20 protein-coding genes are annotated in these 19,652 nt (G+C 47.4%); 17 read left to right on the plus strand and 3 right to left on the minus strand.

Annotation, left to right across the window (positions count from 1 at the left end; genetic code table 11):
• Window positions 1-161: 161 nt before the first annotated feature.
• The 3 genes from CCC71_RS04800 to CCC71_RS04810 all read right to left on the minus strand — a co-directional run bounded on the left by CCC71_RS04800 (window position 162) and on the right by CCC71_RS04810 (window position 2,459).
• The gene (locus CCC71_RS04800) at window positions 162-719 is read right to left on the minus strand and encodes a DUF805 domain-containing protein (protein WP_156705201.1); all 558 of its coding nucleotides are present in this window, start codon (window positions 717-719) and stop codon (window positions 162-164) included.
• A 338-nt stretch (window positions 720-1,057) separates the two neighbouring features.
• A complete protein-coding gene (locus CCC71_RS04805) occupies window positions 1,058-1,567 on the minus strand; it encodes an ECF transporter S component (RefSeq protein ID WP_021840837.1) in 510 nt (169 codons plus the stop codon).
• A 55-nt stretch (window positions 1,568-1,622) separates the two neighbouring features.
• Window positions 1,623-2,459, minus strand: coding sequence for a pyridoxamine kinase (locus tag CCC71_RS04810; protein WP_021840838.1), 837 nt, complete (start codon window positions 2,457-2,459; stop codon window positions 1,623-1,625).
• A 244-nt stretch (window positions 2,460-2,703) separates the two neighbouring features.
• Between CCC71_RS04810 and CCC71_RS04815 the strand changes: the two genes are divergently transcribed.
• The 17 genes from CCC71_RS04815 (at window position 2,704) to hpt (ending at window position 19,534) form a co-directional block, all read left to right on the plus strand.
• Window positions 2,704-3,636 carry an ABC transporter permease gene (locus CCC71_RS04815; protein ID WP_156705223.1) on the plus strand — a complete coding sequence of 311 codons (933 nt, stop codon included), beginning with the start codon at window positions 2,704-2,706 and terminating at the stop codon, window positions 3,634-3,636.
• Complete coding sequence (locus CCC71_RS04820) at window positions 3,633-4,550, plus strand: ABC transporter permease (RefSeq protein ID WP_156705203.1); 918 nt, start codon at window positions 3,633-3,635, stop codon at window positions 4,548-4,550. The genes CCC71_RS04815 and CCC71_RS04820 overlap by 4 nt, the downstream gene beginning before the upstream one ends.
• Before the next feature lie 11 nt (window positions 4,551-4,561).
• Window positions 4,562-5,677, plus strand: a complete 1,116-nt coding sequence (locus tag CCC71_RS04825) for an ABC transporter ATP-binding protein (RefSeq protein WP_296333127.1) — start codon at window positions 4,562-4,564, stop codon at window positions 5,675-5,677.
• Window positions 5,674-6,633, plus strand: a complete 960-nt coding sequence (locus CCC71_RS04830; RefSeq protein ID WP_021840842.1) for an ABC transporter ATP-binding protein — start codon at window positions 5,674-5,676, stop codon at window positions 6,631-6,633. The genes CCC71_RS04825 and CCC71_RS04830 overlap by 4 nt, the downstream gene beginning before the upstream one ends.
• 12 nt (window positions 6,634-6,645) lie before the next feature.
• Window positions 6,646-7,464 carry a serine hydrolase gene (locus CCC71_RS04835; protein WP_021840843.1) on the plus strand — a complete coding sequence of 273 codons (819 nt, stop codon included), beginning with the start codon at window positions 6,646-6,648 and terminating at the stop codon, window positions 7,462-7,464.
• A 21-nt stretch (window positions 7,465-7,485) separates the two neighbouring features.
• Window positions 7,486-9,084: a peptide ABC transporter substrate-binding protein gene (locus tag CCC71_RS04840; RefSeq protein WP_156705210.1), complete on the plus strand. Its 1,599-nt coding sequence runs from the start codon at window positions 7,486-7,488 to the stop codon at window positions 9,082-9,084.
• An 82-nt stretch (window positions 9,085-9,166) separates the two neighbouring features.
• Window positions 9,167-11,422 (plus strand): LD-carboxypeptidase, encoded by a 2,256-nt coding sequence (locus CCC71_RS04845; RefSeq protein WP_226974030.1) that lies wholly within the window; start codon window positions 9,167-9,169, stop codon window positions 11,420-11,422.
• Window positions 11,423-11,501: 79 nt separating this feature from the next.
• Window positions 11,502-13,058, plus strand: coding sequence for an ABC-F family ATP-binding cassette domain-containing protein (locus CCC71_RS04850; RefSeq protein WP_021840846.1), 1,557 nt, complete (start codon window positions 11,502-11,504; stop codon window positions 13,056-13,058).
• A gap of 11 nt (window positions 13,059-13,069) precedes the next feature.
• Window positions 13,070-13,651, plus strand: coding sequence for a GTP cyclohydrolase I (gene folE / locus CCC71_RS04855; RefSeq protein WP_127058425.1), 582 nt, complete (start codon window positions 13,070-13,072; stop codon window positions 13,649-13,651).
• The gene (folP, locus tag CCC71_RS04860) at window positions 13,629-14,468 is read left to right on the plus strand and encodes a dihydropteroate synthase (protein ID WP_296333130.1); all 840 of its coding nucleotides are present in this window, start codon (window positions 13,629-13,631) and stop codon (window positions 14,466-14,468) included. The genes folE and folP overlap by 23 nt, the downstream gene beginning before the upstream one ends.
• Window positions 14,468-14,830: a dihydroneopterin aldolase gene (folB, locus tag CCC71_RS04865; protein WP_021840849.1), complete on the plus strand. Its 363-nt coding sequence runs from the start codon at window positions 14,468-14,470 to the stop codon at window positions 14,828-14,830. Before folP ends, folB begins: the two co-directional genes overlap by 1 nt.
• A gap of 13 nt (window positions 14,831-14,843) precedes the next feature.
• On the plus strand, window positions 14,844-15,320 hold the full coding sequence (gene folK, locus CCC71_RS04870; protein ID WP_021840850.1) for a 2-amino-4-hydroxy-6-hydroxymethyldihydropteridine diphosphokinase: 477 nt from the start codon (window positions 14,844-14,846) through the stop codon (window positions 15,318-15,320).
• Window positions 15,321-15,486: 166 nt separating this feature from the next.
• Complete coding sequence (locus CCC71_RS04875; RefSeq protein WP_021840851.1) at window positions 15,487-15,795, plus strand: FtsB family cell division protein; 309 nt, start codon at window positions 15,487-15,489, stop codon at window positions 15,793-15,795.
• Window positions 15,796-15,984: 189 nt separating this feature from the next.
• Complete coding sequence (locus CCC71_RS04880; protein WP_127058429.1) at window positions 15,985-16,476, plus strand: S1 domain-containing RNA-binding protein; 492 nt, start codon at window positions 15,985-15,987, stop codon at window positions 16,474-16,476.
• 164 nt (window positions 16,477-16,640) lie between these two features.
• Complete coding sequence (locus CCC71_RS04885; protein WP_021840853.1) at window positions 16,641-17,537, plus strand: Ppx/GppA phosphatase family protein; 897 nt, start codon at window positions 16,641-16,643, stop codon at window positions 17,535-17,537.
• A 41-nt stretch (window positions 17,538-17,578) separates the two neighbouring features.
• Window positions 17,579-18,991, plus strand: a complete 1,413-nt coding sequence (tilS, locus tag CCC71_RS04890) for a tRNA lysidine(34) synthetase TilS (protein ID WP_021840854.1) — start codon at window positions 17,579-17,581, stop codon at window positions 18,989-18,991.
• Window positions 18,992-19,534, plus strand: coding sequence for a hypoxanthine phosphoribosyltransferase (hpt, locus tag CCC71_RS04895; protein ID WP_021840855.1), 543 nt, complete (start codon window positions 18,992-18,994; stop codon window positions 19,532-19,534).
• The last annotated feature ends 118 nt before the right edge of the window (window positions 19,535-19,652 follow it).

Raw genomic sequence — 19,652 nt, forward strand, 5'->3', positions numbered from 1 at the left:
TGTCCACCCTTTATCTTTGTCAAAAAAAGATAAAAGTGCTATAAACCCAGTATCTATCTAGGTTTACAGCACTTTTTACACACACTTTTTGTCCTATAACTCAAAAGTACCTGTAAATAGAATACTCTTTAGTGTCTAAAGTAAATTATAGGGTTTGATGTTTATCGTTGCTGCTCGTGATTCAGTGGACTTGCCACTCTCGTTCGTTGCGGGCGGGCTACTCGTTTCTGCGGCCAGATAGCCGGTAAGCCGTATTTGTTCGGTTTTGACGAACCGGGGATGACGAGTAGGATTAAGTTTACAATCCAAATGAGTACTGCGAAGGCGGCACTGGTAGATTTAATCGGCAAGTACGGGTAGGTAAAAGCGATGAATATACACCATAAAATACCTATAACGCCGTGGAATGAAAAGTCTTGGAAGCGCCTTGCATAGAGTACGAAATAGAAGGACAAGAGGACCGAGTGGCCCAAAAAACTTAATATACGGACACCCCAATAGGCAATGAGGATAACTACACTATCCATCATTGTGGCAATCATGGTGTTGAACAGTCCGACTACGATGGTCATGCCGATGAGGCCGATTAAGAATTGTAATCGGTTCAAGCGCCCTTGCAGATATAATATTTTTATTTGCTTGACATAACCCCAACGGGTAATGGTAAAGGCGATAAGCCCCATTACAAACGCCTGGCCTATGTTAAATAGAATATCCATAAAATCTTCCTTTACTAGTAATAGAACTTCATTATTATATCATATTTAAATATTTGACGCCATATAGGGCGTTTTTTTAACAAATTGCATAATAATAAGTTAAAAAATATGTAAAGAATGGGAAAAGTTCTTCACCGTAAATAGTAAGGGGAAACGATTAAAATTAAGTTAAAAGGGGATACATAAAAAGACGCAACAGGGAGAAACTGCTGCGCCTTTTAGAGAGAAAGGATTAATGAGATGTATATCCAAGAGGTAATGGTGTGTAGGACATTACCTCTGAGGACATCGTGTTAATAATTTAACATTAATTTTTTATAAGAATGATGTATGCCATACTAGCGAATTATGTTACGAAGGCCTTTTACAAGGAAGAGGGCCACTACGATACCGATACCGCTGGTTAAGAAGGAAGCCGGTAAATTACCTACGGCTACCATAAAGCTGTCCAATACGTATGCCCAAGCTACCAAATAGCCAAGGGCTGTCCAAACGGCACCGACCAGCATGGCGCTCAAAAGACGGGCAAAGGTTGCTTCCCGAGCTTTTAACGGATTAGGACGAAAACCGACAATCATGTAGCCTACAACGAGGCCGGAAATACCCTTGATTACGATGGAGAACAGGGTATACGCTGAATGACCCATGACTAAGTCGAATAGACCTGAGCCGATGGCACCGGCAAGTCCGCCGTAGAGTCCGCCAAAGAGGGCTGAAATAGTAAACAGCGCAGCGGAACCGAGGTGAACCATGCCGCCACCGGGTAATGGAATAAGAAACGTGGTAGCTAAGGCACAGATGGCGGATAGCATACCGATATAAATAATATCTCGAACTGTTAAATTCACAACAAAGACCTCCCAAGACAGTCCCTTTAGTGACTGTCTATTTTTTATTTCAAATTTATTTAATTAACGCGGTCAAACGTCCCAAGAGGCGTTCAAACAACAAGCCGTCACGCATGGAGCCGATGGTTTCGTGCGTATATTTTACGGCATCGGTGGTAAAGTTGGCGGCGATTTCGGCACTCTTTAAGGTGTCGTAGCCCTGCATCAAAGCGCCGGTTAAGACAGCGGTGAAAATGTCGCCCGTGCCGTGAGCTTTTACCGGTACAAGGCTGGTGCTTACCAATTGTAATTCATCGGTTTCGCCGTCGTAAACAGCTACGATGGCTTCTGTCTGATGAGGTACACCGGACATGATGACATGACGGGGACCTAATTCGTGAAGTTCTTTACAAAGCTGACGAATTTTAGCTTCATCCACTGTTTCCGGTTCATATTTATGACCCAAGAGGAAGCTTGCTTCCGTGTAATTTGGTTTAATAATATCCGCATGAGCAATGAGTTTGCGCATTTCCTGTACCATCGTGTCGTTATAAACGGAGTATAATTTGCCGTCATCCGCCATGGCCGGATCGACGATGATTGGTTTATCTTGGCCAAAGCGTTCAATCGCTTCGATTACGATGTGGATTTGTTCCGGGGAAGCGAGGAAACCGCTCTGAATGGCATCAAAGGTGATGCCGTTTTTTTCCCAGCAATCCATGAACGGACGAAGATGTTCGGAGAAGTCGACCATTTCATAGTTTGGGTATTCCAAGTGGTTGCACAGTAAAGCCGTTGGGAACGGTACCGCTTGGGAGCCGAAGGCGCTGAGGAGCGGCATGGCTACCGTAAGGGAACAACGACCAATGGAGCTCATATCTTGAATGGAAAGGACTACCGGAACTGGATTCATAAACATACCTCTTTTCTAAAAATAGGCTTACCAAAGGGCAAGCACGTTTGATTTCGTTTGTATGAATAACATTTTAAAAAAATATGTGTCATATGTAAATATACAGAATTTATATTTTTGATAGGACAGATGGAAAGATGTATACAGAACACATGTACTAAATTGAGAATTACTGCATCGCAAATGACCACGACTCGTGTATAATATATATATAAAAATTATCAACTAAGGAGTGTGATGATTGGTGGGTACCTATTTATTTAAACGTCTCATCGGAGCCGTGGTTGTTATGTGGGCCATAATTACGATTACCTTTATGCTCATGCATGCCATCCCGGGCGGACCGTTTACGGAAGAAAAGAAATTGCCGCCTCAGATTAAGGCGACCATTGAAGCAACCTATCATTTGAATGATCCGGTTTGGGTTCAGTACACAGATTATATGAAGCATGTGGTGCAGTTTGATTTGGGACCGTCCTATAAGTACTTGGGCCGTTCCGTCAATGATATTATTGGCGAGTCGTTCCCCGTGTCGGCACAGCTGGGCCTTGGCGCCTTGGTGTTTGCCGTAATTGGCGGCGTGGCGGCCGGTATCGGCAGTGCGTTGAAGCCGAACACATGGCTGGACTATATCATAACCTTCGGATCTACCTTGGGAATTTCCGTGCCTACCTTTATCATCGGGGCACTTCTGGTATATTGGTTGGGCTTTGTGTGGCCGATTTTTCCGGTGGCGCTGTGGAAGGGACCGGCCTATATGGTGTTGCCGATTTTGACCTTGGGGGCACAGCCGATGGCGTTTATTGCCCGACTTACCCGCTCCACCATGCTCGACGTCATGCAGCAGGAGTACATTAAAACGGCACGGGCCAAAGGCTTAGCCAATTGGGATGTTATTATGAAACATGCCATAGGAAATGCTATCTTACCTGTTTTGACTTATTTGGGGCCGCTGGCGGCGGCGCTGCTTACGGGTAGTTTTATCGTAGAAACAATTTTCGCCATTCCGGGGCTTGGGAAGTATTTCGTAACATCCATCTATAATCGCGACTATACGGTTATTTTAGGGGTTACCATTTTCTACAGTGCTCTCGTAGTAGGTTTTAACCTGTTGGTGGATTTATTGTATCCATTCGTAGATCCGCGCGTTACTATGGAAGAGGAGGATGAGTCATGAAGCTGACCGACGATTTCTTGCCGTTGCGTGCTCATGGCACGACGGCCGATGTGACCGCCGAAGTGGTGTATCGTCCGCGTCCCAATGCGTGGCATCGCTTAAAAGAAAATAAATTGGCTCTCTTTGGGCTGTTCATTATTATATGCATGTTGTTACTGGCTATCGTAGGGCCGTGGTTATCGCCGTATACCTATGCGGATCAGAATCTGGCGGAAGCCAATCAGGCACCGTCAGCGGCGCATTGGTTCGGTACCGATACGCTGGGCCGTGATTTATATGTGCGCGTTGTGTATGGCGCTCGTATTTCCTTGGCTGTCGGTTTTGTGGCAGCCGCTATTAACCTCGCTATCGGCGTTATTTACGGCGGCGTAGCGGGCTTCTTCGGCGGCAAAGTAGACAGACTCATGATGAGTTTTGTAGATATTTTGTACGGTATTCCGCTGTTATTATATGTAATTTTGCTCATGGTGGTCTTATCGCCGGGTTTAACCTCCATATTTATCGCCCTTGGTATCGCGTATTGGCTCACTATGGCGCGTATTGTGCGCAGCCGCATTGTGACGCTAAAGAATGAAGAATATGTGCTCGCAGCGCGTTCTATGGGCGTGCCGGCGTCGCGTATTTTATTCCGTCATATGTTGCCGAACTGTGTGGGACCGATCATCATTACTATGACCTTGGCCATTCCGGAAGCCATTTTTACGGAAGCCTTTTTAAGCTTTATCGGTCTCGGTGTCAGTGCCCCTATGGCGAGCTGGGGGGTGCTTGCGGCGGAAGGGATTAACTCCATTCGTTCCTATCCGTTCCAATTGGTGGCGCCGGCCTTGGCCATTGCCATTACCATGCTTGGCTTTACATTCTTTGGGGACGGCCTTCGTAATGCCTTGGATCCGAAAGGAGAGGTGAAACGATGAGTTTAGTTACTATGGAAAATTTACGCGTAACCTTTCATACCTTTGCCGGTGATGTAGAGGTTGTACGCGATGTATCGCTTAAGTTAGAGGCCGGGGAAGTGCTGGGCATCGTAGGTGAATCGGGGTGCGGTAAGTCTGTTACGGTACAGGCTTTAATGGGCTTATTGCCGCGAGATATTACTACGGTGAAGGCCGAGGCGCTTCAAGTGGCCGATACGGATTGTAAAGATTTCGGTGAAGCGTCATGGCGCCATTTGCGTGGCTCTTCTGTAGCTATGGTGTTTCAAGATCCTATGACGGCGCTGAATCCTATTTTATCTGTCGGCACGCAGCTGATTGAATCTATTAAGTTACGGGCCAAACGAAGCGGGGAAACTTTGGGCGATGTGAAGGCGGAAGCGGCAGCATTACTCCAAAAAGTAGGCATTTCCGATCCGGACCGCCGTTTAGCACAGTATCCCCATGAACTTAGTGGCGGCATGCGGCAACGTGTTGTCATTGCCATGGCCTTAGCGGGCAAGCCGCGCCTATTACTGGCCGATGAGCCGACGACGGCCCTCGATGTGACGACGGAGGCACAAATTTTATTGCTTCTAAATGAGTTAATAAAAACGGAACACATGGGGCTTATTATTATTTCCCATAATTTGCGGGTCATTGCTCAAATGTGTGACCGTATGGCCGTTATGTATGCCGGTCAGATTGTGGAAGAAGGTACGGTGGAAGCTTTATTGGGAAATCCGCGTCATCCGTATTTACAAGGCCTTTTACAATCACTGCCGACTATGGCCACGACTAAATTGCAGGCTATCGGCGGTCAGCCGCCGGATTTATACAGTTTGCCGATGGGGTGTTCTTTCCATCCCCGTTGTCCTAAAGCAATGCGAATTTGCGCCCGGGAAATGCCACGATTGGAAAATAATTTACGCTGTTGGCTGGCTAAGGCTAAAATTACGCCGTGTCCTACGGTGTCGGGCGAATTACTGGAGAAATGTGATGCTTATTGTAATCGCTTAGCCGCTGCGAATGATGCCGAAGGGCAATCAGTTGAGGGCGAGCCGGCGACTGCAACGGCGCCTCTTGGGGCGACAAATAATACCAACGCAGAAGGGACGGTGAAGTCATGAATATTTGGGAAACCCATGATTTAACGAAGCATTTTACCGTTCGACGCGGTTTTTTAAAACAAAATAGTCAATTGGTGCGCGCGTTGGAAGGTGTGTCGCTGTCACAGGCTGAAGGCGAAACATTAGGCCTGGTAGGGGAATCGGGCTGCGGTAAATCCACTTTCGGGCGTACGCTCATGGGCCTCTATCCGAAAACATCGGGCCGCATTGTTGTGGCGGGCCGTGAAATTGAGAGTCCCGCCGATCAAGAACATGTATTGCAGCATATTCAAATGGTGTTCCAGGATCCCTATGCGTCCTTGAATCCGCGTATGACGGTGCGGCAAAGCCTCTTGGAACCGTTAACGGTGCGGACTACCGGTCATGTGTCGCTCAGTGAAGCCGACAAATTAGCGAAAGTGGATGCCGTCTTGGAACAGGTGGGACTCACAAAGGCGCAGGGCGAACGATATCCGCACGAATTCAGTGGCGGCCAGCGTCAGCGTATCGGCATCGGTCGAGCCCTTATCAGTGAGCCGCAGTGTATAATCTGCGATGAACCGATTTCCGCCTTGGACGTGTCTATTCAGGTACAAATTGTGTCGCTTCTGGAGCACTTGCAGGCGGAGCGCCGTATCAGTTACGTATTCATTTCCCATGATTTGAACATGGTTCGTTATATCAGTCAGCGGATTGCGGTTATGTATTTGGGCGCTGTGGTGGAAGAAGGGCCGACGAAGGCCGTTTATGAAAACCCGCTCCACCCGTATACACAGGCCTTGATTCAGTTAAATGCGCCGTTGGCGCCGCATATGAGTATCGGACCGGTGCTGGCCGGTGAAGTACCGAGCCCGCTGGCTAATATTACAGGCTGTCCTTTTGCATCGCGTTGCCCGGAAGTGACAAGTCAATGCAAGGAAGCCAAACCGCCGCTCGTTATGCGTGAAGGGCGCAAGGTAGCCTGTTGGCGGCGTTAGGAGGTTTTTAGTATGGAAAAAATTCTTGCCGGCAAAGGGCTTGGCATAGAGTTGGATGAATTAATTCAGGACATGGCACCGGACGGGGAAATTTCCTATTTGGTGGCCCGTCTTGATGATGAAAAAGATATGGCTGAAATTGCCGGTCGCGGTATTACGATGGTTCATGCCAGCGCCAGTATGATTAAAGTGCTTATTATGGCCGCTTTGTTTAAAAAAGTGGCAGACGGCGATTTAGCTTTGGATATGACCATGAGTCTTAAAGAGTCGCCACGCGTTTTGGGTGGCGGGGCCCTGCAGGAACTCGATTTAAACCATCGTTTTTCCTATTTGGAACTGTGCCGACTCATGATGGTACTTAGCGATAATTGGGCGACCAATTTGTTGATTAAAAAACTCGGCATGGCGACGGTTAACGAATTCGCTGAGTCTATAGGCCTACAGGCTACGCGTCTTAAGCGCTATATGATGGACAGCAAGGCACGAGCGGAGGGCCGTGAAAATGTTATGACCGTCTTGGACCTCATGACTTTATATGAGTACATTTACGTTCAGCGTGAATCGGGGCCTTTAGGTCACGAAATGTGGCAACTACTGGGCCGTCAGCAGTTTCGCGATAAGCTGCCGTTTTACTGGGGAGAAGACGTGGTGTTTCACCATAAAACGGGCGTTCTCGACGATGTGGAACATGATGGCGGTTTGTTGCCCCTCGTTAAAGGTACCTTCGGTATCATTGTGTTTATTTCGAAGGTGCCCAACACGGAAGGCATACTGTTGGGGGCACGAATGGGCCGCTGTATTAAAGAGTTTTTAGAAAATAAATTGCCTTAATCGGCACATAAGGAGTCGCGTATGAAACGATATGTGATGTACAGTGTATTGCTTATACTAATAATGGGGCTGGTACTCATGACGGGGTGCAGTCGCAGCGGCGAGGCGATTCCGCCGGACACCTTGCGCTATGCCTTGGAGCAGGAACCGTCCACTTTGGACCCGGCTAAATCGTCAACCTTGCCGGAGTCTTCCGTGGAGCTGGCCGTGTTTGAAGGCCTTACCCGATTAAATGCTAAAGATGTACCGGAACCGGCGGTGGCCAAGTCGTGGACAATTTCACCGGATGGGTTGACCTATATTTTCTATCTTCGTCCCGAAGCTACCTGGTCCGATGGCAAGCCCGTAACGGCTCATGATTTTGAGTATGCGTGGAAACGGGCGTTAAATCCCGAAGTAGCGGCTAACAATGCGTTTATGCTCTATGTTTTGAAAAACGGCGAAGCTTATAATACGGAAAAAGCGAAGGCCGAAGATGTAGGCGTTAAGGCTGTTGACGATCATACCTTGTTGGTGACCTTGGAATCGCCGACACCGTATTTCTTGGGGTTGACGGCTTTTCACGCGTACTATCCGGTACGTGAAGACATCGTATCGCAGGCACCTGATACTTGGGCTACGTCGGCGGCTACGCTTATCGGCAACGGACCGTTTAAACTGGTGAAATGGCAACACAGTGCAGAATTGCAGTTTGTTAAAAACGATAAATATTGGGATGCTGCTTCCGTTAAGTTAAAAGGCATGGAATGGCCTATCAGTGAATCTCAAAGCACCCGTCTTACCCTTGCTGAAGGGGGCGCCGTAGATATCATGGTAGAGCCGCCCGTGGCCGATCAGGAGCGTTTGACGAAGCTTGGTCTTTTCAAAGTGGCGCCGTCCTTGGGGACCTATTATTATGTGTTTAACGTAACGGCTCCGCCGTTTGATAATCCATTGGTGCGCAAGGCGTTTTCCGTGGTCATCGACCGCAAAGTAATTGTAGATACCATTGTGCATGGCGGTAAAACGCCGGCTTACGCTTTTGTGCCGCCGGGACTGACTGATGAAGCGACGAATCAGGATTTTAGAGCCGAAGGGGGCAATTTGGTAGCCTATAATGTGGCGGAAGCGAAGAAACTTTTGGCCGAAGCCGGTTACGGACCGAATAAACCGTTGCCACCGGTGACGATTTTGTATAATACTAATGAAATGCATAAGGCCATTGCCGAAGCGGTACAGGCTATTTGGAAAAATGAGCTGGGGGCTACGGTGGAACTTCAGAATCAGGAAACGAAGGTGTTCATGGCGAACCGTGAAGAAGGGCATTATCAGGTGGCACGGGCGTCGTGGATTGGTGACTATGCGGATCCGCAGACGTTCCTCGATGTGTTCTATGATTCCGCCAATGATGCGCAATATCACAGTGAAGCGTATAATGCTTTGATAGAGCGAATTCACAATACGACGGATGTGAAACTGCGTAACGAACTTATGCATGAAGCAGAAGCTATGATTTTTGATGACACTGTGGTTATGCCGATTTATTTCACTACCACGCCGTATGTGGCACGTGATACAGTGGGCGGGTACTATTGGTCAAGCTTGGGGACCATAGAGTTTAAACACGCGTTTCGTAAATAAGTGAAAGTGTATAGATAACGAGTATAGCCAATGATTAAATGCATTGGCTATATTCAATGAGTAGTGGATAGGAGAAGTACTGATGGATTGGATTTTGCCAAAACGGTTACAACCGGGCATGACATTGGCCTTTACGGCGCCGGCCTCGGCAACGGAAGAAAATCTGGACGCGTTGAAGGCTTTGGTTGAAGCCAGGGGGTATAAGGCTGTATTCGGGGCGTCCTGTTATCGTCACGGTCTCTATGGCGGTACGCCGGAGGAACAGGCCGCGGAATTTAATACCTTTATGACGGACTCCGATTGTGATGCGGTAATTGCCTTGCGTGGCGGTTACGGCACAGTGCGTTATTTGGATTTATTGGATTATGAAGGCATTCGCAAGGGGCAAAAGCCTTTTGTGGGGTATAGCGATTGTACGGCGTTACATACGGCCATCGGTCGCTACAGCCGTTTGGTCACCTATCACGGACCGATGGGCGTAGATTGGTTAAAACCGGGGCGTGAAAACGATGTAGCTCACTTATTTGATTTGCTTGAGGGTAAAACTTCCGTAATCGAGCCCTTATTGGCGCCGCCACGGGGCTTTATCGGTGCCAATATGGAAGAAGGCAGGCTCATGGGTGGTAATTTAGCCATTCTTTGCAGCTTAGGCGGTACTCCTTATGCACCGGCCCTTGAAGATTGGGACGATGCCATTTTACTGTTGGAGGATATTGGTGAACCGCCTTATAAAATAGATAGAATGCTCCAGCAATTGCGCCGTCAAGGCGTTCTGAGTCGCGTTAAAGGGGTGGCTCTCGGTACGTTTACAAACTGTGAAGACGAAGACGAGCCGGATTATGAAATCGGCGCTCATGTATTGGATTACATGATGGCTGAACGATCGCAAGATGCACCGGAACCTTTTGTCTGCTATGTACCAACCGGTCACGGCACGCCTCATCAGGCTTTGCCGCTGGGAAGCTATGTAAGTTTCAGAGCTATTTCCAATACATTGGTGCTGTTTCCTTATTGTGAGGGGCATTCGTTTGTAAAGGATCCGATGACGGAGCCAACCGACTCTGTTGATGCATTGTCGGAGGGGAATCCTATTGCCAATTTAACGGAGGGGAACCATATTGCTGATTCAAAGGTTGCTAACGCTGTGGCGGAGCTGCCTAATGATGGTTCTTTGGCAGCTCGTGAAGCTTGCCTTCACGAAGCCATTCAGAACATAGAGCAGGCGCTTATCGATTTGTCCGCTTATTTACATGCCAATCCCGAAGTAGGTCTTACGGAACATAAAGCGGTGGCTGCTATTACGAAGTTTTTGGCTGACCGGAATTTCAGAGTAAAGACGGACGTCAGTGACGGCCGCATTCCGGAGCTTGCCACATCCCTTAAAGCGGATAAAGGGAATTCGGACAGTGCCTATAAAATGGCTTTTCTCGGTGAATATGATGCCTTGCCGGGGCTTGGTCACGGCTGCGGTCATAATTTGATTGCGGCCATGAGCATCGGGGCGGCCATCGGTTTTGCGGCGGCTGTACCGGAAGCATTGACCACCTTCTTCGGTTGTCCCGCCGAAGAGACCGTAGGGGGCAAAGTCTTTATGGCCGATGCAGGCGTATTTAACGGCTATGCCGGTGCTTTGTTGACACATCCGGCGGATGTAAATGAGCTGGGCGGTTCTTCTTTGGCCAGTCACCCGTTGGAAGTGAAATTTATCGGTCGTTCCGCTCATGTGGCGGATTTAGAAGACAGGGGTATTAATGCCTTGGATTGTGCGGTTGCTTTATATGCTGCGGTGAATGAGCTAAAAGCGCAGTGGGGCGATGAAGTGGTTATCGGTCAAATCTTCACCGAAGCGGGTGAAGCGCCGAACATGATTCCCGCTGAAGCTGTATTACACATGACCGTCAGAGCCCATACGGTGGAGTTTTTAGAAGAGATTGTTTTGCCAACCGTAAAAGCTAAGGCCCTTGAAATTGCCAAAGCGAAAGGTGCCGAAGTTAAGCTTCGCCACTATGAACCGCTGTTTAAAGACTTGCGCGAAGACCGAACTTGGCGTGATTTAGCGCAACAGGTCATGACGGAGTGGGGCGCCACACCGACGATGCTTCCCAATGATGTGGCGGAAGGAAGCACCGACATGGGCAATGTGTCCCATGTGGCACCGACGGTACAATTGACTTTGGCCATCGGTGAAAACATGGGTCTTCATACACCGGAATTTGCGGCCCGCGCCGGTTCACCGGAGGGGCTCGCTATGATTCAAAAAGGGGCGCATATTATGGCGCTTACCGCACTACGCCATTGGTGGCAGTATGGTCGCGATTTTGACAGAGCTGTAAAATAAGGGTAAAATATATATGGTTAAATTAAGCCGTCTTTTTAGAGCCGGCTTTTACATTAGATGAGCGGTTGGGAGATGACTGATGAGTGTACTAACGGTGTCACATGTGACGCATGGCTTCGGCGCCCGTCAAATTTTGGATGATGCGTCGTTTCGACTATTAAAAGGTGAACATGTTGGCTTAATCGGCGCTAATGGCGAAGGTAAGTCTACGTTTTTAAATATTATAACCGGTAAAATTTTGCCTGATGAAGGCACGGTGCAATGGTCCAATAAGGGTACCGTAGGTTATTTGGATCAGCATAGCGTATTGGCCGAAGGGCAGACTATACGCGACGTGCTACGCGATGCGTTCAGCGATTTATTTGAATTGGATAAAGAGTTACAGGCCGCTTACATGGAGATGACGGACTGTGACGAAGCGCGCATGAATGAGCTCTTGGAGAAAACCGGTGAGTGGCAGGAAGAGTTGGAGCACCGCGGTTTTTACGAAATCGATGCCACCATCGAGCGCACGGCGCAGGGCCTCGGGCTTGTAGACATCGGTCTCGACCGTCTCGTTAACGAATTGAGCGGCGGTCAGCGTACGAAGGTATTATTGACGAAGCTCTTATTGCAAAAACCGACCATATTGCTCTTGGATGAACCGACCAACTATTTGGACGTGGAGCATATTGAGTGGCTTAAGAATTATTTGCAAAATTATGAAAACGCCTTTATCCTCATCTCTCATGATATGGAGTTCTTAAATTCCGTAGTCAATGTGATTTATCACATCGAACAGGCGCAGTTGACGCGTTATACGGGGAACTACGAACAGTTCCTTGCAGCTTATGAAGTGCAGCGTGCGCAAGCGGTGAAAGCCTATGAGCGGCAGCAACAGGAAATTGCCCGCATGGAAGACTTCATTCAGCGTAATAAGGCTCGCGTGGCGACGCGCGGCATGGCCAATTCCAGGGCTAAGCGCTTAGAGAAAATGGAGATTTTGGACAAACCGAAGGTTCATTTGGAAGTGTCCTTTGGTTTTAAAGAAGGCCGTACGCCTAGCCGCTTCGTAGTAAGCGCCAAAGATTTGGTGCTTGGTTATGATTCGGCCTTGACTAAACCGGTGGATGTGGTGCTTGAACGAAACCAGAAAATTGCCGTACGCGGTGTGAATGGTCTCGGCAAAACAACGCTTCTCAAAACATTGTTGGGGTTAATCAAACCCTTTGCCGGTGAGGTGGAACGAGGCGACTTTTTACAAGTGGGCTATTTTGAACAGGAAGACAGTGCTCATAATGATATGACAGCACTTGATTATATTTGGAATGCATATCCGGCCATGACGAATGCGGAAGTACGGGCAGCATTGGCTCGTTGCGGGCTAACCAACGAGCACATTACAAGTCAGATGCGCGTCTTGTCGGGCGGTGAAAATGCAAAAGTACGACTCTGCAAATTGATGCAGGAGCCGTACAATGTGTTGGTTTTGGACGAACCGACGAATCATTTGGACGTAGCCGCCAAGGAAGAATTGGCCGATGCGTTACGTCGTTTTAAAGGAACGATTTTGGTAGTCAGCCATGAGCCGGAGTTTTATCGCTCTTGGATTACCGATGAGTGGAACGTGGAATCGTGGACGACTAAAATCGTATAGGAGGTCTTGTCATGAAAGAACAGGCCAGCGAGGGTGTTGCACAGTTTTTAACAGCCTTGGGCATTGATTTAAAAGCGGCTGATATGGAGAAAACGCCGCAACGGGTGGCCGGTTTATATGAAGAGTTGTTTGCCGGCATGAATAAGTCCAGCGCTGAGATTTGGGGCGATATTTTCCCTACCGAGTACAAAGGCTTGGTAGCGGTAACGAATATTCCTTTCTATTCTGTATGTGAACATCATTTGATGCCTTTTTTCGGCACTGCCGATATTATTTACCAACCGAAGGATGGTCGTGTAGCAGGGCTCAGTAAGCTCAGTGATTTGGTGAACTTGTTTGCCCATCGGCCGCAGCTCCAGGAGCGCATGACTCGTGAGATTGCGACGGCTTTGGAGACGGATTTGGAAGCGGAAGGCGTGATGGTACGCATTAAAGCAACACATTTGTGTATGCTTATTAAAGGCGAGTTGCAACAAGGAACGGCCGTTGTAACCATGGAATGTCGCGGCGTGTTAAGCCGGACGGGACAGCTTCGGGAAGAAGCTTTGACTATTTTAGGAGGTTCAACGGATGTTCAAACGACGCAGTTATAAATGGGACGACGGTAGAACGTTGGTGCTCAATAACAGTACCTTGATTATGGGAATTTTAAACGGAACCCCCGATTCATTCTCCGACGGTGGCAAATATAATACACCGACAGCGGCTATCGCGCATGCTCGTGAAATGGAAATGCAGGGCGCCGATTTAATCGACCTTGGCGTAGAATCGACCCGTCCCGGTCATACGCATATTTCGGTGGCAGAAGAAATCAGCCGTATGGAGGCGCTCTTGGGTCCTGTATTGGAAGCCACCAAGGTGCCGATTTCCATTGATACCTATCGGGCGGAAACGGCGGATTATGCACTGTCCCATGGGGCTCATATCCTCAACGATATTTGGGGTCTTCGTTACGACCCCGATATTGCGGCCGTAGCGGCTAAACACAAGGTGCCGGTTATCATCATGCACAACCAGAACGATACGAATTACGGCGATATCATCGAAGACATGAAAGCCTTTTTCTTTGCGTCTGTGGACATTGCCTTAAAAGAAGGAATTTTACCGCAGAACATTTGGCTTGATCCGGGCATCGGTTGTTTTGGCAAAACGGGCGAGCAGAATATTGAGGTTATGCAGCGTCTCGGCGAATTGACGGCCTATGAATACCCTGTTTTGTTGGCGCCGAGTCGTAAGGGTTTTATCGGGGCCATGCTCAATGATTGCCCGCCGGATCAACGTGACGAGGGCACTGTGGCCGCTTGTATTACGGGCTTAATTCAGGGGATAGATATGGTGCGCGTGCACAATGTAGATATGCACAAAAAAGCATTGACCGTAGCGGATGCCTTGCTGAGAGGAGAGTTCTAATGGATAAGATTGTTTTAAAAAATATGGGCTTTTTCGGGTATCATGGGAACTTGGAATCGGAAAACAGTCAGGGCCAGCGTTTTTTTGTGGATGTAACGATTTTAATCGATTTGACTAAAGCCGGTCAGTCCGACGATTTGGCGGATTCCATTAATTATGTAGAGGTATATAATACGGTGGAACGTGTCGTGACGGGGGAACCGCAGAAATTATTGGAAAAAGTGGGTACTTTGATTGCCGATGAATTATGGAATAATTATCGCGGCATTATCGGTCTCGCTGTGGCCATTCGTAAACCGGCCGTGCCGATTCCGGGCATGCTGGATTATGCGGAAATTACCATTACGCGAGGTCAAATGTAGGTGAGACTTTTTGATGAAATATATCTATTATCTCAGTTTGGGATCTAATTTAGGTGACCGTGAGCAATATTTGGCCAATGCCATTGAGGGTTTGCGGCGTCATGAAAATATTGAGTCGGTGACGCCATCCAAATGGCTGGAAACGGCGCCTTGGGGTAACACGAATCAGGGGCCGTTTTTAAACGGAGCCTGTAAAGTTGTGACTACTTTGGTGCCGGAAGCCATGCTGCAGGTGATGCAGGCGCTTGAAAAAGCGGCCGGCCGGGAACGATTGGTTCATTGGGGGCCCCGTACACTTGATCTCGATATCGTGTGGGCTGAAAAAGAAGACGGACGCCTCATAGAGGTGCAAAGTGAAACACTGACGATTCCTCATCCTTATTTGTGGGACAGGGCGTTTGTTTTAGTGCCGCTCAGTGAATTGTATCCCAACTTTATTTTTCAGGGGCAGGCTATTGGGGACAGAATAAAAGAATTGGACGAAGCATAATTGTAAGGAATATGGGCATACTCAAGCGGTGAAATCACTAGACCACGGCAGCGAATAAATGGGTAAATTTATTTGGCTGACATGAAGGTAATGATTCATTGATGAGTTTCGATATTGATGTTATAATAGGCTCATTCAAGCAGTACGTGACGATGAGGACTAGAATATGGCAGAGGAGATAAAAAAAGGCCCTCGTGCGGGCCATAGGGAACGACCGAAACGTAATAAAATTATAATGTGGGCACAAATCATTATACTTGCGTTGGGTCTTATCTTTATTTTGCGCACGATGTATGATATTTATGTTATCAAACAACAGCAGCATCAGTTACAACTTCAAATCGAAGAATTGAAGAAGAGCAATGAAGCACTGGAACAGGATAAACAGCGTCTTCAGGATCCAAAAGAGATTGAAGGAGTAGCACGGGATGAATTGGGTTTGGTAAAACCGGGCGAAGTACCGTATGTGAAATAGGAAACTGAAAAATCGGTACGCGAGCAGTGTATTTACGGCATTTTTACGGGGCTATAATTTATTCTTATGTAAGTTGTACATTCGTTAAATATCAGTTGACAAGGTTTTTCAAAGCCCTATATAATTAAACTAGTGTGCATGTATTACGGCACAACGTTTTTAGTAATTTTAGGAGGACATTGGGTTAGCATGGCCATTGAAGTAGGTAGTGTTCTTGAAGGCACTGTTACGGGGATCACGAAATTTGGTGCGTTTGTGGACTTAGGTAACAAACAAACGGGTTTGGTGCACATTTCAGAAGTTGCGAATGAATATGTGGAAAATATTTCGGATTTTATTAAAGAAGCAGACACAGTTAAGGTTAAAGTTTTGAGTGTGGATGAAAAAGGTAAGATTAGCTTATCGATTAAGCAAACATTACCTAAACCGGAAGCTGCGCCAAGAGCGCCAAAGACTGAGAATCGTGAACCTAGAGAACGCGAGTTCCGCCCACGCCAGCATGACGGGCATGCTCGCAGTGCTCACGATGGTAATCGCCGTAATTCTTTTGAACGCAAAAGCGGCGGTATGTCCTTTGAAGATAAAATGAGTCGTTTCTTAAAAGACAGCGAAGAACGATTGACGGATTTAAAACGAAATACCGAATCCAAACGTGGCGGTCGTGGAGGTCGCAGAGATTAAACAGTGAGATGATGCGAAGCTTCGCATCATCTTTTTATTTATAGCCGGTTGGCATTATATTTTAATTGTGATTGTGATTTTAATTGTGATTGTGATTGTGATTGTGATTGATGATTGATGATTGATGATTAACTTATAGTTCCGGTATATTTTGGAGGAAAACTATGGCAGATACAACAGTAAAAGCGGCAATCGTTGATTTAGGCTCCAATTCGTTACGTTTGTTGCTCGGCACCTATGACGGTAAAGAGTGGCACAATGAGCCGAAACGCCTTTGGACTACGCGCCTCGGTAAAAGAGCGGCAGATGGTCAATTGACCGAAGAGGCTATGACGCGTAGTTTGGATGCGCTAAAAGAAATCCAAGGGCTAATCGGAAGTTATGGCGCTACTCGTGTAGTAGGGGTGGCCACCAGTGCCGTGCGTGAAGCTTCTAACGGTGAGGCATTCATGGCAGAGGCGGTTAAAGTTTGTCCGATGGAGCCGAATGTGATTACCGGTGAAGAAGAGGCGGCTCTCGGATTTGCCGGCGCTATAAGCTCATTCCCCGGTGATGAACGCCATTTCGGTTTAATCGATATCGGCGGGGGCAGTACGGAAATCGCGCTCGGTACAGCCGAAGGGGCCTACTGGAATCGTTCTTACCCGATTGGAGCGGTACGTCTCAAAGAACGTTCCGATGAAGGTCCTCAGGAAGTGTGGCAGGAGACGCGGCCTTGGTTTGATCCGTTGCCAATCGAAGGACCTTTTGGCGAGTTCATTGCTGTAGGCGGCACGGCTACGACCTTGGCGGCTATGCATCTTAAAATGACGGAATATAATCCGGGCCTCATTCAGGGGCATCAGTTGACGCGTGCCGTTATTGAAGGCATGATTTTGGAACTTCGTTATATGACGCCGGAAGAGCGGTTACAGGTACCGGGCTTACCGGCTACCAGAGCGGATATTATTGTGGCCGGCGCCGAAATTTTAACATCCTTCATGGATTGGCACGAAATTCCTCATGTTATCGTGAGTGAACGAGACGGCATGGAAGGAATGCAACAACATTTGGTGAAATAAATATATAGTGCTGAAAAGATAGTGAGAAGGGAGGTGGACACATGGTTAACATTGAAAAGAAGGAGCTTATTATTGCATCCTTTGAAAATAAAGTAGCAGCCTTTGCCCAAAAGCATGGTACGGTGCCACCAGACAGTAAAGTACTGGTAGCTTGTTCCGGCGGGCCCGATTCGATGGCGCTTTTGCATTGGCTTATGGCTACTAAAGGTGAGGGCACTGAGGCGGCTCTCGCAATCGGTGTGGCCTGTGTAGACCATTCCTTGCGAGTTGAAAGTAAAGCCGAGCTGGCTATGGTAGCGCATTATGCGAAGGCCCATGACTTACCGTTCTATCCCCTCACTATTGATGCAGTCGCGGCGGCCGAGCAATCCGGTGAATCTGTCGAAACGACCGGTCGCCGTTTGCGCTATGAGTTTTTCAGAAGCATTTGCCAAGCTGAAGGTTACGATTATATTGCCACGGCTCATCATGAAAACGACCAGGCGGAAACTATTTTGGCTCATCTCATTCGCGGCAGCGGTACGGCCGGGCTCACCGGCATGCAAGTAATCGCGGACGATCTTTGGCGCCCCTTCTTAGGCGTTACGAAAGAAGAGATTTTAGCGTATGTGAAGGCATTGGTGTTGCCCTTTGCTCACGACAAGACAAATGACGAGCCTATTTATATGCGCAACCGTTTGAGACTGGAAGTGCTGCCTTTATTAAAAGAGTTTAATCCTAATATTGTGGCAACATTGGCTCGGTTAGGTGAGCATATGGGGCAGGATGAGGCTTTTTTGACCGCTGAAGCAAAGCGAAAATTTAACGAATTGTGCATTGTGTGTACCAAAAAAGAATCGGGCACGCCGTATATAGAGTTAAAGCGAAATGAAGTGGCCGCTTTGCCGGATGCTTTATTTTATCGTTTGTGGCGATATGTGTTTGGTCTTTTTGACATAAAAAATACTTTCTCCGGTGCTCATGTAGCCGAACTCAGACAAGTGGTAAAGGGCAAAAAAAGAAAACAATTTATGTGTTCACAGGTGAAGGTTGCGGCGCAATATGATATAATACAAATTGGACGTTTAGTAGCATTTGATTTGAAAATGACTCAATATCGCATAAGGGAATTACGAGCACTTACATGGGCAGGGCCGGCGGTGGAGCCGATGCCTTTAAAAAACGGAGAGAATCTGTTAATTCCGCGCCGATTGGCAGCTAAGGGCCCTGAAATTCGACAGCGTAAGGCCGGTGACCGTATAGTGTTGACGCGTCGCGACGGTCGTATATGGGGCCATAAAAAGCTGAAAGACTGGCTCATAGATCGTAAAGTGCCGACTGAGGAGCGGGATGCTTTATGGTTTGTATGCGGTGATAAGGTAGTTTTTTCAAAAGTGCAGCCGAAGACGACCACAATTGTGTGGGATGAGCAAACGAGTGAATATTGGGCTTGTTCTATCGAGGAGGAAAAGTAAATGTTAGATTCCATTAAGGAAGTATTAATCACTGAAGAAGCCTTGCGGGAACGGGTTGCCGAACTGGGCAAACAGATTTCTGCTGATTATAAAGGCGAGGACGTAGTTCTCGTGTGCGTATTAAAAGGGGCCGTAGTATTCTTTGCCGATTTGGCACGTGCCATTGAAGGCAATGTAGCATTAGATTTTATCTCTTGCTCCAGCTATGGCAACAGCACCGTAAGCAGCGGTGTAGTGCGCATTATGAAAGACTTGGACAAACCGGTAGAAGGCAAGCATGTCATTGTTGTTGAAGATATTGTAGATACAGGCAATACACTTCACTATTTATTGGAAAACTTAAAATCCCGTAACGCTAAAAGCGTTCGTTTGGTAGCGTTACTGAACAAACCGGATCGCCGCACGGTAGACGTGCACGTAGATTATCAGGGCTTTGTGATTCCTGATTATTTCGTAGTCGGTTACGGCTTGGATTACGCTGAAAGATTCCGTAATTTGCCATATATCGGCGTACTTAAAGAAGAAGTATACACATCAAAATAAATATAGACAATAATCAATATAAATTACAAATGCATTGTATGTTAACCTAAAATATGGTAATATGTTTGTCAGAATATATTTTTTCGATATAGTGATGATAAATAAATCATATTGAGAC

The sequence above is a fragment of the Veillonella sp. LMAG:90 genome, assembly GCF_008679445.1.
Classification (GTDB): Bacteria; Bacillota; Negativicutes; order Veillonellales; family Veillonellaceae; genus Veillonella_A.

Excerpts from the sequence above, each read along its gene's own strand:
- CCC71_RS04845 (WP_226974030.1), top strand. The coding sequence starts at position 9,167 with ATGGATTGGATTTTGCCAAAACGGTTACAACCGGGCATGACATTGGCC.
- CCC71_RS04800 (WP_156705201.1), bottom strand. The coding sequence starts at position 719 with ATGGATATTCTATTTAACATAGGCCAGGCGTTTGTAATGGGGCTTATC.
- CCC71_RS04885 (WP_021840853.1), top strand. The coding sequence starts at position 16,641 with ATGGCAGATACAACAGTAAAAGCGGCAATCGTTGATTTAGGCTCCAAT.
- CCC71_RS04830 (WP_021840842.1), top strand. The coding sequence starts at position 5,674 with ATGAATATTTGGGAAACCCATGATTTAACGAAGCATTTTACCGTTCGA.
- folE (WP_127058425.1), top strand. The coding sequence starts at position 13,070 with ATGAAAGAACAGGCCAGCGAGGGTGTTGCACAGTTTTTAACAGCCTTG.
- folB (WP_021840849.1), top strand. The coding sequence starts at position 14,468 with ATGGATAAGATTGTTTTAAAAAATATGGGCTTTTTCGGGTATCATGGG.
- hpt (WP_021840855.1), top strand. The coding sequence starts at position 18,992 with ATGTTAGATTCCATTAAGGAAGTATTAATCACTGAAGAAGCCTTGCGG.
- CCC71_RS04825 (WP_296333127.1), top strand. The coding sequence starts at position 4,562 with ATGGAAAATTTACGCGTAACCTTTCATACCTTTGCCGGTGATGTAGAG.
- folP (WP_296333130.1), top strand. The coding sequence starts at position 13,629 with ATGTTCAAACGACGCAGTTATAAATGGGACGACGGTAGAACGTTGGTG.
- tilS (WP_021840854.1), top strand. The coding sequence starts at position 17,579 with ATGGTTAACATTGAAAAGAAGGAGCTTATTATTGCATCCTTTGAAAAT.
- folK (WP_021840850.1), top strand. The coding sequence starts at position 14,844 with ATGAAATATATCTATTATCTCAGTTTGGGATCTAATTTAGGTGACCGT.
- CCC71_RS04850 (WP_021840846.1), top strand. The coding sequence starts at position 11,502 with ATGAGTGTACTAACGGTGTCACATGTGACGCATGGCTTCGGCGCCCGT.
- CCC71_RS04880 (WP_127058429.1), top strand. The coding sequence starts at position 15,985 with ATGGCCATTGAAGTAGGTAGTGTTCTTGAAGGCACTGTTACGGGGATC.
- CCC71_RS04810 (WP_021840838.1), bottom strand. The coding sequence starts at position 2,459 with ATGAATCCAGTTCCGGTAGTCCTTTCCATTCAAGATATGAGCTCCATT.
- CCC71_RS04835 (WP_021840843.1), top strand. The coding sequence starts at position 6,646 with ATGGAAAAAATTCTTGCCGGCAAAGGGCTTGGCATAGAGTTGGATGAA.
- CCC71_RS04875 (WP_021840851.1), top strand. The coding sequence starts at position 15,487 with ATGGCAGAGGAGATAAAAAAAGGCCCTCGTGCGGGCCATAGGGAACGA.
- CCC71_RS04820 (WP_156705203.1), top strand. The coding sequence starts at position 3,633 with ATGAAGCTGACCGACGATTTCTTGCCGTTGCGTGCTCATGGCACGACG.
- CCC71_RS04840 (WP_156705210.1), top strand. The coding sequence starts at position 7,486 with ATGAAACGATATGTGATGTACAGTGTATTGCTTATACTAATAATGGGG.